Origin of the sequence: Streptococcus sp. 27098_8_22, from assembly GCF_041432415.1 — a bacterium.
Classification (GTDB): domain Bacteria; phylum Bacillota; class Bacilli; order Lactobacillales; family Streptococcaceae; genus Streptococcus; species Streptococcus pseudopneumoniae_M.
The window spans coordinates 530,835-545,567 of the sequence record NZ_JAPVZP010000001.1; the positions used below are offsets into that span (position 1 = coordinate 530,835).

Consider the following 14,733-nt stretch of genomic DNA (forward strand, 5'->3'; position numbering starts at 1 on the left):
ATCTTATTTTTTGATTTGATAATAAATTTTATCAGCTATATAACCTTTTCGTTCAACTGCATTTGGAATTGTCTTCCAAAAAGTCATTCCAGCCTTTTCCATCACACGACCAGATGCAGGATTTAGACTTACATAGCAAGCATCAACCTCTTTAAATTCAATCTCATCCAGACAGTATGATAAAACTGCCTTCAAGGCTTCTGTCATGAGTCCTCGCCCCCAGTAGTCCATCCCTAAGATATATCCGATCTCACAGCTAAAGTTTTCTTCATCCACACTGACCAGACTAATATCTCCAATGACATAGTCTGCATTTTCTTTGAGACTAATGGCCCATTTGTAGTAATTTGGATCGTCATAGGATTTTACCCAATTGCCAATAGAATTTCGAGTCTGTTCGACATTCAGGTGTGGATTCCAAGTCACATAAGTTAGATTTTCTGAGCGTGAAGCCCAATTATCAAACATGGCTCGAGCATCACCTTCCACAAATCTCCTCAGTATCAAACGTTCTGTCTCAATAGTTTGTGTACCTAGTGCTTTCATAATCGTAACTCGCTTTCTATTTGAATGTTCAAGCTAAGAAGGTCCACTGGACCTTCTTAGTTTTCTTATTTCTAGATGAGAGGGTAAAAAAGTCCCCCGGACTTACTCTCACTTTCTAATTTCTAGGCAAGAAGGTAAAAAGGTCCCCCGGACTTTCCTCGCTTTTCTATTTTCAGGCTTGGGGTAAAAACCTCCCCCAGAGGTTTTTACTCCCAAAACGTATCAAATACGGTGATTGGTAGATGGCGTTTGTGTTGGCCTTTGTACCACCATTTTTCAATGGTTGCTTGGGCTTCTGGGCTGACTTGCTTACCTTCGAGGTAATCATCAATTTCATTGTAAGTAACTCCTAAAGCTACTTCGTCTGCAATACCTGGTTTTTCTTCTTCCAAATCTGCTGTTGGGATTTTTTCATAGAGGGCTGGATCAGCTCCAAGTTCCTTCAAAAGTTGTTTTCCTTGGCGTTTATTGAGGCGATAAAGTGGGAGAATATCTGCACCACCGTCACCAAACTTGGTGAAGAAACCTGTGATATTTTCCGCAGCATGGTCTGTCCCGATAACAGCTCCGCTATGAGCTCCTGCGAGTGCATATTGGGCAATCATACGACTGCGAGCCTTGATATTTCCCTTGTTGAAATCTGAAACAGAACTTCCTGTTGCTTCCACTGCTGTTGTCATAGCATCAGCAGATTCCTTGATATTAACGACCAAGCTCACATCTGGTCGGATAAAAGCTAGTGCTTTTTGCGCATCATCCTCGTCAGCTTGCACTCCATAAGGCAAACGAACAGCGATAAATTTATAGCTGTCATCACCTGTTTCAGCTCGCATTTCTTCCATAGCTAGTTGGGCAAGGCGACCAGCTAAAGTCGAGTCTTGACCACCAGAAATGCCCAATACAAAACTTTTAAGGAAGGGATGCTTTTTTAAATATCGCTTTAAAAAATCAACCGAACGACGAATTTCCTCCTGTGAATCAATCACAGGTTTTACTCCTAATTGTTGAATAATACTTTCTTGTAAGGTCATTCTTCTTCTCCTTCACCTAGAGCTTCCTTACGCATCTTATCAATCAAGTCCATCTTATCTTGCCACACATCACGAGCCAAGTCGACAGGGTAATGTTGTGGGTTAAGAACACGTTTGTATTCGTCCCAGAGCTTGTCAAATTCCTTACGAGCATAGGCTTGAATTTCAGATAAACTTGGTAAATCATAGACTAGCTTACCTTCCTTGAAAATGTCTACCAAGAGAGGAACAGCATCAAAATTACGGACAGTTTTCTTGATGTAAGTATAGGTTGGATGGAACATCTTGATTTCAGTCATACTAGCAACATCGACACCGTCATAGGTAATGTAATCACCTTCTGACTTGCCTTTTTCACGACTGGTGATGCGCCAAACTTGTTTCTTACCTGGTGTTGAAACCTTCTCTGCATTGTTTGAAAGTTTAATGGTATTGCGCATATGACCATTCTCATCTTCGATGGCAACAACCTTATATACTGCCCCAAGTGCTGGTTGGTCATAGGCTGTGATGAGCTTAGTTCCTACACCCCAGACATCAATCTTAGCTTTTTGCATTTTGAGGTTAAGGATGGTATTTTCATCAAGGTCATTTGATGCATAAATCTTAGCATCAGTAAATCCTGCTTCGTCCAGCTGTTGACGAACTTTTTTAGAAATATAGGCGATATCTCCAGAGTCAATACGAACACCAAGGAAATTAATCTTGTCACCAAGTTCACGCGCAACCTGAATTGCTGCTGGAACACCGATGCGAAGAGTATCGTAGGTATCCACTAGGAAGACACAGTTTTTGTGAGTTGAGGCATAAGCCTTGAAAGCCTGATAGTCATTCCCATAGACTTGAACCAAGGCATGGGCGTGAGTCCCTAAAACCGGAATCCCAAAGAGCTTACCTGCACGCACATTACTAGTTCCATTGGCACCACCAATGACAGCGGCACGAGTTCCCCAGATAGCTGCATCCATCTCTTGCGCACGACGTGTACCAAACTCCATCAAAGGTTCATCTTCAATGACTGAACGAATACGAGCAGCCTTGGTCGCAATCAAGGTTTGAAAGTTGACGATATTTAAAAGTGCTGTTTCAACCAACTGACACTGAGCCAAAGGTCCCTCCACTTGAACGATCGGTTCATTAGCAAATACTAAGTCCCCTTCTTGAGCAGAACGTACCGTCAACTCTAACTTGAGATTACGGAGATATTCCAGGAAGGCACCATGATAACCAAGTGACTCCAAATAAGCTATATCGCTATCAGAAAAGCGCAGGTTTTCTAGGTATTTTACAATTCGTTCCAAACCTGCAAATACAGCATAACCATTTTTAAACGGTTGTTGGCGGAAATAAACTTCAAAAACTGCTTTCTTGTTATGAATTCCTTGGTCGAAGTAAACCTGCATCATGTTAATCTGATACAAATCTGTGTGCAATGTTAAACTGTCATCTGGGTACATATACTGTCCTTCTTCCTTATTTGTAAAAAGAAGAAAATATTTCTTCTTTTCTCATAAATTAGTACTATTATAACACATTTTACCAAGATGGAGAAAAAGCTAACAAGCTATTCCATACTCTCAAGTTCATCCATATCCTGCTCAAACTTTTTCTGAGCCCATTCACCATAACTTTTCAAACCTAAGTTTCCAATAAAGACCCAAGGAAGATAAAGGAGATAGGTAATGACCCAAGCAGACAAGTATTTAACGTTCAAAGGACTGTGCTGGTAAATTTCGATATTGAACTGGTAGTTTTGCAGCATCAAGGTAGCTGTAATCACTAGAGTTAATAACAGGCATCCTAAAATTGTAAAATGAAAACGACTATAGTAGTTCACACCCAAATCTCGAGCACGGCCGAAAAAGTAAAAAGTTCCAATAATGATAATGATGAGAATCATTCTCGGATTAAAAAGACTTGGTGCTAATACTGCAATCATATAAGATAAAAGCAAGAAAGCTATAGAGATATAGAAACTTTCAGCCCCCGCTTTATTCATCAGTTGTTCTTCTCTTTCGTCTAGTAATTGATAATAAAAAAATCTATTTTTCATCTTCTTCCTCCCAAAATAATTGATCTAGAGTTTTCCCTAGGCATCTGCAAATGGATTGGCAAAGTGAAAGCGAAGGATTGTACTTTCCAGCTTCTATCAAGCCGATAGTCTGCCTAGTGACACCCACAGCTTCTGCCAAATCACCCTGCGTCATATCAAGCTCTACTCGAGCTAGTTTTAATTTTAAATTCTTAACCACTTGTTACCTCCTCCATAATTTTAAAAGTCGCTCTTCTTTTTTCAACTTTATTATATCATATATTTTACATTGCGCAATATATATCTGTCATTTTGTGCGATTTTTTTTACAAAAAACTCTACCACTTACATGATAGAGAGTTCTATGTTTTCAAATCCTTTTGATAATAGTGCCTTTGTCCAATGTAGGGATAATCTTTTAAGGTAAAGACTTCCTTGTAGCCCTGCTTTTGATAAAAGGCTGGCGCTTGAAACTGATAGGTATTCACAAAAGCAAAGCGACAGTTTCTCTTTTTAGCTTCACTTTCTGCTTGGTGCAATAGTTGGGAGCCGATTCCTTGTCCTCGCAAATCCTCTTTTACAAATAAATACTCGATTTCTAACCAATTCCCGAAAGTCTCTGCTACTAAACCAGCCATAAGTTGACCATTATCATTTTCGACATAAAGGTTAAGGGGCTCACTTTCAGCTGCTTCTCTCTTAGAACGATTATAGGAGCGAATCAAGTCCCCTATTTCCTGTGCTTTCTGAGACTCTGTATTATCCAATCGAATGTGCATCAAAACCTCCTCAAAGACACTCACGCCTTGATTATATTCCTATTTTGAAGAACTGTCAAACTAAAAAAACTCACCAACCTAAGTTGATGAGAGTAAAACTTATTTTCTAAATTTCCATTGGCTATAAATACCAAATGCAACAATCCAGATAGCTGAACCTCTAGCTCCCATTACAGTTGACTCTTGTAAGAAGAGTGTACCAAATACAAAGATAAAGAAGATCATGGTCAGAGGATTTAGCAAGCGATATTGAGGCATGAGATAGCCATCCGACATAAAGTCTTTAGACTTACGATATTTAAGATGGGCTACCATGATCAAGATGTAGATGGCGATATAAACACCTGATGAAGAAGCTGTAATCAAAGCAAAGGCATCTGATACGCCAGGAAGTACATTGATGAAGGCTGCAAAACCAATCAATACGGCAGAAGCAATGATTGCATTCTGAGGAACGTTGTGGCGTGAGAGTGTGTCTGCCTTAATAGCTTTCAAGAAACGATTTGGTGAATCATGGGCAATTTGGTACAAGTGACGACCTGTTGAGTAAAGGGTTGAATTCAAGGCTGACGCAGCGGAAGTCAAGACAACAAAGTTAATCAAGGCTGCTGCCCACTTAAGACCAACAAGTTCAAATACCGTTACAAATGGTGAATCTGTCGCAGAAAGCTCACGCCAAGGAATAATAGACATGATGGCTAAGAGAGCTCCACCGTAGAAAAAGATAATTCGCAAAGGAATTTCCTTAACAGCCTTAGGCAATACTTTTCGAGGATCCTTGGTTTCAGATGTTGTAACACCGATAAACTCAATCATCAAGTAAGCAAAGAAAACCATTTGAAAGGCCATGACAAAGTTCATACCTCCATTTGGGAAAAGGGAGAAATGATCACTGATATTGGCAAGGCTTGCTGAACCATAAGGCGTTTCAAAGCCAGTCAAAACTAGAAAAACACCTGTTGCAATCATGGCAAGAATGGCCACAATTTTAATCATAGCAAACCAAAATTCCACCTCACCAAAGATTTTAACAGCAATCAAGTTCACCAAACCGAGTATTGTCAGAAATACAACCTGAATCAACCAAGAGGGCCAAGATGGAAACCAAAACTGAACATAGTGAGCAATAGCCGTAATCTCGGCCATTCCGATAAAGACTACTGAGAGCCAATATGACCAGACTGAGAAGTAACCCCATCCCTGACCAAGATAACGCGTAATAAAGTTGATAAAGGTGTGTTGCTCCGGATCTTGGTACAACATTTCCCCGATAGCGCGCATCATAAGATACATGAAGCCACCCGTAATCATATAGACCAAGACGATTGACGGGCCTGTCAAACTAATAGACCGACCAGCTCCAAGAAACAGTCCTGTTCCAATTGTACCAGCAATGGCCATAACCTGAACATGGCGATTGGTTAACCCACGTTCCATTTTATTTTTCTTTTTATGCTTATTTTCTGAATTCATATAGTTTCCTCTAGTTTTTAGAATTAAGAAAAGGAGTGATGGGAAGCGCTTTCCCTGTATCTACTCCTTCTTTTCATTCCGATTAAACTGTTTTTTCTACTTTTAAGATTTTAACATCATAGCTTCCTACAGGTGTTTCAATCATAGCGGTATCACCTGTTTTCTTACCAATCAAGGCTTGCCCAATAGGGCTTTCATTTGATACTTTACCTGCAAAGGCATCTGCACCCGCTGATCCCACGATGATATATACTTCTTCGTCGTCTTCACCAATTTCTTGGATAGTGACTGTTTTCCCGATAGCAACTTCATCTTGAGCAACCGCATCGCTATTGACAATTTCAGCATAACGAATTTTTGTTTCCAAGCTAGAGATTTGTCCTTCAACGAAGGCTTGCTCGTCCTTAGCTGCTTCATACTCACTATTTTCTGACAAGTCACCGTATGAACGCGCAATCTTGATGCGTTCTACAACTTCTGGACGACGAACTAGTTTCAACTCTTCTAATTCTTTTTCGAGTTTTTCCTTTTCTTCAAGGGTCATTGGATATGTTTTTTCTGCCATTTTTCTCAACTTTCTTTTGAATAAATTTAAATTTCTTTAGGTAGTAAAGCAAAATTATGTGGTAAACCACATAATTTTACAATGAAGACAAAGTCTTTTTAGAGCTTTCCTTAAATGATTTTAATCAGTATCGACCTTTTAAAATCTGTGCTTAAACCTAATGATTCTATCACTTCTAGACTCAGATTCAAATAAGAGGTAAGCTTTTACTTTCGCAATTTCCGAACGCCTAAAACTTATAGATTTCAGGCGTTTCTAATCATAGCGGAAAGACTGGTGTGACTTGCTACTCCTGTAAAAAGAAGAGAATCTCTTCTTTTTACGGATTTAATAGCAAATCTTGTTCTAAGAGTTAGTTTGAACTACTTGATTGTGTCAGTTTACTGTTGACATGCTCTGCAACGTTTCGATCATGTTCTTCTCGTGTCGTTGCAAAGTAAACCTTGCCATCTTGTACGTTGGCTACAAAGTAAAGATTGTCACTCTTAGTTTGATTGATACTTGCTTCAATTGCATCCAGACTTGGACTGTCTACTGGGCCAGGCATTAAGCCAAGGTTTGTATAAACATTATAAGGTGAATTGATTGTTGTATCAATTGCTGCATCATCTGCCAAGCTAATATTTTGTCCTAGCTTACCTTCTGCATAGAGAATAGCAATATTACTCTGAAGTGGCATACCAAGGTTCAAACGATTATAGAAAACTCCAGCGATCAGTTTGCGATCGTCAGTTTTCAACCCTTCTTTTTCCACAAGTGATGCAATGGTGAGGAGTTCATTCACTGTCAAGTTCTTTTCTTTGATTGCAGTATAATGCCCTGACAAGTTTTTGTCCATAGCTGCCACCATTTCATCAATCAAGCTTTCAATAGTCGTGCTTTCTTTGATAGCATAAGTTGCTGGGAATAAGTATCCTTCTAAACGATAACGAACACCACTTTCTTTAGTTGGTAGACTTTCGAGAAGGGTTGGGTACTTAGCAACTAATTGAGAGATGAAGGTTTCATCTTGAACTTTTGCCAAGAAGGCATCCGCAGTCAAGGGTTCTTTAAAGTCTCCTTGAAGCTGACCAACTGTTTGTGCGATTTGATCAAGGGTATAACCTTCAGGAATTGTAAGATTTGCAAGTGCAACTTCTTGAGGTTGAGGAGTTCCACCCTTTTGCAATTCTTTGATGATATCATCTGTACTCATACTCTTTTGCAAATTGTAGTAACCAGATTTTAAATCAGAATAGTCTTTATACTTAGCATAAAGGCTAAAGATAAATCCGTGTTTTACCAATCCAGAGTTCTCTAATGTATCACCAATTTGCTGAAGATTAGCTCCTTCTGGAATCTGAACCGTGACATACTGTTTTGAATTTGCATCAACTGGTTGGAGTGCAGATTCGACATAACGGTAACCAAAGAAACCACCCACACCTAGTAAAACCAATAAAACAAATACTGTTACGAAAAATCCTTTCAAGCGTGATTTTTTCTTTTTCTTGATTGGTTTCACTGATTCTTTACGACTTCTTCTAGGAAGTTCAGTTCCAGTTTCAACTGGAGCAACTGGTTCTTGACTTGGAGTTTCTTTTGCAAGAACTGTTGGTTTCGGTTGAGGTTTAATATTCTTTCTAGCAGGACTTGGTTTGGCCTGATTCGTACGATAAGAAACTGGAATCCTTGTCGAAATAGCATTGAACTCTTTCTCTTCTTCCACTGGTTGAGTAGGTTCAAGAGGCTTAACGGGTTCAGCAGGTTCTGTTGATGGTAGAGGATCTGGAGCTACAGCTGGTTCTGAAGCAACAGAAGTTCCAACAGAATCATCTTGTAATACTGGACGTGGTGGAACTGTTGGTGCATTAGCAAGCAATTCATCCACTAGTGAAACAGAATTGGTCATCAAGTCTTCTACAGAAGGTTCTTCCACTGGTTTTTCCGCTTCTGAACTATTACTTAAATTTGAAAACAAATCATCGCTGCTACTTTTAGTATTCGCGATGCCGTCTTCTCTTTTTAATCTTTCTAAATCTCTTAAAATTTGTTCTTTAAAACTTAACTTTTCTTCTTCTCGAGAATTTTCGCTCAAAGGTGTTACCTCCTTGTTAATAATCCATAATATTATATCTTAAAAACTAAAGAAAAGCAACCATAGATGCCTTTCTGATGCCTAATTCGTGTTTTCCCAGACCATATCATACCATTCTTCCCCAGCAAAAGTCGACTTAGATTTTCCTTCATTCACAAAACCATGTTTCTCATAATAACCAATAAGATAGTCATGACAGGTCAGATTGATTCCCTCACGCTCATGCTCAAGAGCGATCTCTTTTAAGGCGGTCAATAATTTTCGTCCGACACCTAAAGCTTGAGCTTTCTTAGCAATGGATAGACAAGTAACAGAGATATAGCCACCTTTTTGATGGCTATAATCTTTAATGTCTTCTGTAAAGGACTTGTCTTGTAAATATCGATGAGGGATTACTGGTCCCTCAATATAGCCTAGTATTTCCCCCTCTTTTTCAGCCACTAAAAAACTAGTCTTAATTTCCTTCAGATGAGCTTCAAAAACAGGGCGAGGAATGGCTTCTTCAATTGAAAAATTTTCTAGTTCAATTTCAAAGATACGATCTAAATCTGTCAATCTCGCTGGTCTAATAATCATATTTCCTCCTAATAATAGGGATTCTGCCAACGCATGAGAAAGGCAACTTCACTGCTCCTTTCTCCATCTACAATCCCCTGTTCTACAAATCCATTCATTTCAAAGTAGGCTAACAACTCATCCTCACAAAGCAGATAAATACCTAGTCTATCTTGCTGACGGGTAACTTCCTTCAAAGCTGCTAGCAACAAAGTTCCAAAACCTTGCCCTTGGTAATCTGGATGAACAGCTAAATCTTCAAGGATGATTGAGTTCTCATTAATGAATTTCTCACCTCCAATCTCAAGCATCCATTTTCTTAAAGAGGGAAAAGGAAGTATCGTCGCAGTGATATAAGCAATCCCTTGATCATCCAGGCTAGCTAAGAGAAACGTACCCGCATGGTTGCGGATACGTTCTTCTATTATTTTTCTATTCAATATTTCTAGGGAGCTTGAAATACTTTCTTGTATCAAGCAAATCTGATCAATATCTGATTGCTGAGCTTCCCTGATTTTAATTGGAAATTCCATGATCTTCCTTACTGAACATTGCTTGTCAAATTAGACAAGAGACGTTCGAATGAATATTCATACGTTTGGATGTCGCCAGCTCCCATGAAGACATAGACAGCATTGTCATGGTCTAGGAGTGGAGAAACATTTTCAACTGTGATAACTTGATGTTTCTTGTTGATTTTATTGGCAAGGTCTTCTACTTTGACATCACCATGGTCCACCTCACGAGCTGAACCGTAGATTTGTGCGAGGTAAACCGCATCAGCCTGATTCAAGGCTTGGGCAAAATCGTCCAACAAAGCAATTGTACGAGTAAAGGTATGCGGTTGGAAGATAGCGACGATTTCCTTGCTTGGGTATTTTTGACGTGCGGCATCTAGAGTTGCTATGATTTCAGTTGGGTGATGCGCAAAGTCATCGATGATAACCGTATCATTGACAATCTTTTCTGTAAAGCGACGTTTCACTCCACCAAAAGTCTTCAAGTGTTCACGTACCAAATTCAAATCAAAGCCAGCAGTATAAAGCAAACCAATTACTGCAGTGGCATTCATGATGTTGTGGCGACCGAAAGTTGGAATGTGGAATTGGCCCAACTCTTGACCACGGAAATGAACGGTAAAGGTTGAACCTGTTGTAGAACGAAGTAAATCGCTAGCTACAAAGTCATTGTTGTCTGCTTCAAAACCGTAATAATAGATTGGGGCATTTGCTGTAATCTTACGCAACTCAGCATCTTCACCATAGACAAACAAACCTTTGGTAATTTGTTTAGCATAATCATTGAAGGCGTTGAAGACATCTTCCAAGCTTGTGAAATAGTCAGGGTGGTCAAAATCGATGTTCGTAATGATAGAATATTCTGGGTGATATGGCATGAAATGGCGCTCATACTCGTCTGATTCAAAGACAAAATACTTGGCATTTTCAGAACCACGACCTGTACCATCTCCGATCAAGTAGCTTGTATCAGTGATGTGTGACAAGACGTGAGAAAGCATACCAGTCGTTGACGTCTTACCGTGGGCACCAGCAACTCCCATACTGATAAAGTCACGCATAAAGCTACCAAGAAACTCATGGTAACGTTTGTAGCTGATACCATTTTGATCAGCATAAGCAATTTCAACATTGTTATCTGGACGGAAGGCATTACCAGCGATAATTTCTAAATCGCCTTGAAGATTTTTTTCATCAAAAGGTAAAATTGTAATTCCTGCTTGCTCTAGTCCACGTTGTGTAAAGTAGTACTTTTCAACGTCAGAACCTTGCACCTTGTGCCCCATTTGATGCAACATCAAAGCCAAGGCACTCATACCTGATCCTTTGATTCCGATAAAATGATAGGTTTTTGCCATTTTCTTCCCCTCTATTCGCTCATTCTAGTCAAGTTAAGCTCTTGGGCCACTTGACGTTCTTGTTCTTTTTGTTTACTTTTTTTGTTATAAATTTGACTTTTCTTTAAAAAGTCATAATTGTTTTTCTTGGAACGACTTGTTTCACCGTCTGAAATTGGATGTTCCACTTGAGAAACTGTTTCTGCCAAAATATAGTGAGATTGACCTAACTTCTGACTATATTTCGCAAATTCTCCTGGATTTTCCTTTTGAAAAGGTGCTGTCGGTTGATTTGCTGGACGCACCTGGCTTGGTTTCGTTTGACGTCTCGTATGACTCACATCCTGAGTCAAATATCGAGCCGAGCGCTTCTTTTTCAAATCCGCACGAGCTTCTTCACGTGCTAATTCAGCATAGGATTTTTCTTTTTTCTCAATCGGTTTTACAAGAGGCTTGGCTTTCTCTTGCTTTTTTTCTTCAGTGATTGGAGACCACTCTAAGTAGTTTTTATCTTGATAATCACCTTTGATATTACTGATGAAATCAGACTCATCGTAGAGATTCATAACTGGCATTTCTGTCAACATGACTTCATCATCTGCCACTATTGGAAATCGTTTTTGTGTCATATTTATTTCCTTTCAATACTCCATTATAGCGTAATGTCTTGATTTTTCAAGTATAGGCTCATGAAATCCCTAAAATTTCTCGTATTTCAGCTAGACTCAGACTTCCTCGAGACTCTGTTCCATCCAAGATTTCAGAAACAAGATTTTTCTTTTTCTCTTGTAATTCTTGAATCTTTTCTTCAATTGTACCTCGAGTCACAAGGCGATAAACTTCAACAGCCTGCTCTTGCCCCATACGATGGGCTCGACCGATAGCCTGAGATTCAACTGCAGGATTCCACCATAAGTCTACTAGAATGACCGTATCCGCACCAGTGAGATTGAGTCCAACCCCACCAGCCTTTAGAGAAATCAAGAATACATCGCGCTCTCCTTGGTTAAAAGCCTTGGTCATTTCCTGACGTTCTTGAGAAGGAGTTGAACCCGTAATTTTAAAGGAAGTCAAGCCTAAGTCAGGTAGCTCTTGCTCAATCCGATCCAACATACCTCTAAATTGTGAGAAGATAAGTACACGGTGTCCACCTTCAGCAATCTGAACCAGCAAATCTCGTAAACTATCCAGTTTCCCGCTCTCTCCTTGGTAGTCCTCCATAAAGAGCCCAGGTGTATCACAAATCTGACGCAGACGCATGAGACCAGTCAAAATTTCGACGCGATTTCGTTGAAATTCCGAATCGCTTACCTGTCCCAGACGCTCCTGCATCTGTTGCAGCTGAGCAAGATAGATAGCTTTTTGTTGATCCTCCAGTTCATTCTTATAGACGACTTCAATCAAGTCAGGCAACTCTGTCAAAACCTCTTCTTTCTTGCGTCTCATGACAAAGGGTTTGATAAATTGAGCCACTCTCTCAGTTGATAGTTTCATAAACTCCTTCTTAGCAGGTAAGAGGCCTGGTAAGACAATCTGAAAAATCGACCAGAGTTCTCCCAGATGGTTTTCAATCGGTGTTCCTGATAGTGCAAAGACGGATGGAACCACAAATCGTCGCAAACTTTGAGCAATCTTCGTTTGTGCATTTTTCATCACTTGAGCTTCATCTAGAAAAAGAAAATCAAAAGATAGGTCTCGATAAATCTCACTGTCCTGACGGAAAGTAGCATAGCTTGTCACATAAATCTGATGATTTTCTGCCAAAATTGACTCTCGATGAGATTTTAAGCCATGCACAACCGCTACATCCAAATCTGGAGCAAACTTTTGAAATTCATCAGCCCAGTTATAGATTAAGCCAGATGGAGCAAGGATTAGGACACTAGTATCTGTTTGAACCTGACTACTTAAAAAGGCGATGGTTTGCAAGGTCTTCCCAAGTCCCATATCGTCTGCTAAAATCCCACCAAAGCCATAATGGTGAAGCATTTGAAGCCACTGAATTCCCTTTTTCTGATAGTCTCTAAGTTCTGCTTGGATATTCAGCACTTTCATCGGAAAATCTTCTGGATGCGTCAAATCATGGGCCAGATTGCGAAATTCTTCGGTGAAAGAAATTTGATCCTGGTCCTTAAATAGATGAGATAGGGTATAAGCTAGGGATTTACGAGCTCGAAAAGCTCCATCTTGTAGGTCCTCTATCCCTAATTCTTCTAAATCCTGACGGATACGCTTGGTCTGATCATCGAAATAGTAAACCTGATTCGAAGAGCTGATGTAATAATCCTGCTTCTCAACTAGTGCTTTCATCGCTCGATCGATTTCTTCTTGATCTATATCTTGAAAATCAAATTGAATTTCTAATAGGCTTCCCTTGGATGAGATGTGAACTTGAGGCTTCTGAACCTGATAAAGGTCTTGCAAGCTCTCAGAAATCTTTAATTCTCCAAGTGCTGCAAAGGCTGGCAAAACTTCCTGGAAGAAGGCATGGACTGCATCAGCTTTCAAACTTTGACGCCATGAACGAAAATCTGCTTCAAATCCAGCTGATAGAGCTAGTTGAAAAATCTCTTTCTCTAGTTGAATATCGCTAGCAAAAGGAAGATTCTCTAGTTCATTACAATTCCTTACTAGGCAAGTTTCATACTGAAACTGCATATCCAAACGAATAGAACCGTCTTCTTCTCCTTCCATGTAGAAAGAAGGACGGAAAGACTGAATTTGAAGCGCATCAGGGGCTTTTACCTCTCCTATGTCTTTAAACTGCGACAAGGTCGAAGCTAAAAGGTCTCGATCACTGGTATCAAATTGTAAAATCTTTCTACCACTCTTATCGATAGATACTTTTTTTAATTTTTCTATAAGTCTAGCTTGTTCTTTAGACAGAAGGTAAAATGTACCTTTAGTAAACAAGACTTGTCCCTTATAAAACGAATTAAGCCCTACCTGTTGAACAATTTCCATCTCAAAATAGTTGGACTTTTCTTCAATTTGAAAGGTAAACAAACCTGCTTGACCATCAAAATCTTGAAATACAAGGTGGTGATAATTCGAAATCTGATGGTCAAATTGAAATGCATCTAAGCCCATCAGCAGACTAACACCCTGCTCAAAAAAAGACAGCGGGAAATAAAGATGACGACCTTGATTTTGGAAAAAGAGGGCATTTTCAGCCTCATCTTCTACAATTCCTTGAAGGAAATTTAGAACAAATTGACTACTTTCATCAAACTGACGAATATTCAAGGAAGTTTCATATAACTTCCCAATCATATAGGGTTTGCTAGTTTCTAAAACCTTCAGAAAAAGGGGTATATCTCGGATTACATAGAATTTCTGTGTCTGAATAAGACCGACTCTCAAAGTCCAAATAATACGATTAGTCCCTGCTTCAACCTGCCCTTGAGCAGACAACTGATAGATTTCAGAAAGTTTCGGAATTTGAATGGATTCTAAAAACTTTCCTCCAAAAGTAACCTGAGTTTCAACTTCTTCTTTCTTTTCGTGCACATTTTCCAGATTTCCTAAGAGTTCCTGACCAATCGGATCATTTTTAAGGTAATGTTCTAGTGCTGCCAAATGCACACAAAACCCTCTTTTTTGGAAAAAATCACAAGCACAAAAAACCAAATCATCATCCAGGCTATAGCGAATTTCTTCATCTGCTACACGCGCATAGAGACGATGGTCTTTCTCTTTGATAATTTCAATCTGACTAGTTTCGTAGAGTTGAGCTCCCTCCATTCGAAGCTTACCTGGAATCAATTTAGCCATATGTTCCCCTTTTCTTTATCTCCTAATTATACCATATTTTCGCCTA

14 protein-coding genes are annotated in these 14,733 nt (G+C 39.4%); all 14 read right to left on the reverse strand.

Going from position 1 to position 14,733, the window contains the following annotated elements; all coding sequences use genetic code 11:
• Window positions 1-3: 3 nt before the first annotated feature.
• Window positions 4-546, reverse strand: coding sequence for a GNAT family N-acetyltransferase (locus O3633_RS02625; protein ID WP_320692249.1), 543 nt, complete (start codon window positions 544-546; stop codon window positions 4-6).
• 206 nt (window positions 547-752) lie between these two features.
• Window positions 753-1,577, reverse strand: coding sequence for an NAD(+) synthase (gene nadE / locus O3633_RS02630; protein WP_371620287.1), 825 nt, complete (start codon window positions 1,575-1,577; stop codon window positions 753-755).
• Window positions 1,574-3,034, reverse strand: a complete 1,461-nt coding sequence (locus O3633_RS02635; RefSeq protein ID WP_371620288.1) for a nicotinate phosphoribosyltransferase — start codon at window positions 3,032-3,034, stop codon at window positions 1,574-1,576. Before O3633_RS02635 ends, nadE begins: the two co-directional genes overlap by 4 nt.
• Before the next feature lie 107 nt (window positions 3,035-3,141).
• Complete coding sequence (locus O3633_RS02640; protein ID WP_371620289.1) at window positions 3,142-3,630, reverse strand: DUF6773 family protein; 489 nt, start codon at window positions 3,628-3,630, stop codon at window positions 3,142-3,144.
• Window positions 3,620-3,829, reverse strand: coding sequence for a helix-turn-helix transcriptional regulator (locus tag O3633_RS02645; RefSeq protein ID WP_006151491.1), 210 nt, complete (start codon window positions 3,827-3,829; stop codon window positions 3,620-3,622). The genes O3633_RS02640 and O3633_RS02645 overlap by 11 nt, the downstream gene beginning before the upstream one ends.
• Before the next feature lie 142 nt (window positions 3,830-3,971).
• Window positions 3,972-4,388 (reverse strand): GNAT family N-acetyltransferase, encoded by a 417-nt coding sequence (locus O3633_RS02650; protein ID WP_371620290.1) that lies wholly within the window; start codon window positions 4,386-4,388, stop codon window positions 3,972-3,974.
• A gap of 99 nt (window positions 4,389-4,487) precedes the next feature.
• Window positions 4,488-5,861, reverse strand: a complete 1,374-nt coding sequence (locus O3633_RS02655; RefSeq protein ID WP_371620291.1) for an amino acid permease — start codon at window positions 5,859-5,861, stop codon at window positions 4,488-4,490.
• 82 nt (window positions 5,862-5,943) lie between these two features.
• Window positions 5,944-6,426, reverse strand: a complete 483-nt coding sequence (gene greA, locus O3633_RS02660) for a transcription elongation factor GreA (protein ID WP_371620292.1) — start codon at window positions 6,424-6,426, stop codon at window positions 5,944-5,946.
• A 352-nt stretch (window positions 6,427-6,778) separates the two neighbouring features.
• The gene (gene mltG, locus O3633_RS02665; RefSeq protein ID WP_049530638.1) at window positions 6,779-8,503 is read right to left on the reverse strand and encodes an endolytic transglycosylase MltG; all 1,725 of its coding nucleotides are present in this window, start codon (window positions 8,501-8,503) and stop codon (window positions 6,779-6,781) included.
• An 81-nt stretch (window positions 8,504-8,584) separates the two neighbouring features.
• On the reverse strand, window positions 8,585-9,079 hold the full coding sequence (locus O3633_RS02670; RefSeq protein WP_371620293.1) for a GNAT family N-acetyltransferase: 495 nt from the start codon (window positions 9,077-9,079) through the stop codon (window positions 8,585-8,587).
• 8 nt (window positions 9,080-9,087) lie between these two features.
• Window positions 9,088-9,591, reverse strand: coding sequence for a GNAT family N-acetyltransferase (locus O3633_RS02675; RefSeq protein ID WP_371620294.1), 504 nt, complete (start codon window positions 9,589-9,591; stop codon window positions 9,088-9,090).
• Window positions 9,592-9,599: 8 nt separating this feature from the next.
• Window positions 9,600-10,934: a UDP-N-acetylmuramate--L-alanine ligase gene (gene murC, locus O3633_RS02680; protein ID WP_049530641.1), complete on the reverse strand. Its 1,335-nt coding sequence runs from the start codon at window positions 10,932-10,934 to the stop codon at window positions 9,600-9,602.
• An 11-nt stretch (window positions 10,935-10,945) separates the two neighbouring features.
• Window positions 10,946-11,542 carry a divisome accessory protein ZapJ gene (gene zapJ / locus O3633_RS02685; RefSeq protein WP_000192398.1) on the reverse strand — a complete coding sequence of 199 codons (597 nt, stop codon included), beginning with the start codon at window positions 11,540-11,542 and terminating at the stop codon, window positions 10,946-10,948.
• Window positions 11,543-11,600: 58 nt separating this feature from the next.
• Window positions 11,601-14,687, reverse strand: coding sequence for a pilus expression-regulating Snf2 family helicase (locus O3633_RS02690; protein WP_371620295.1), 3,087 nt, complete (start codon window positions 14,685-14,687; stop codon window positions 11,601-11,603).
• Window positions 14,688-14,733: the final 46 nt, after the last annotated feature.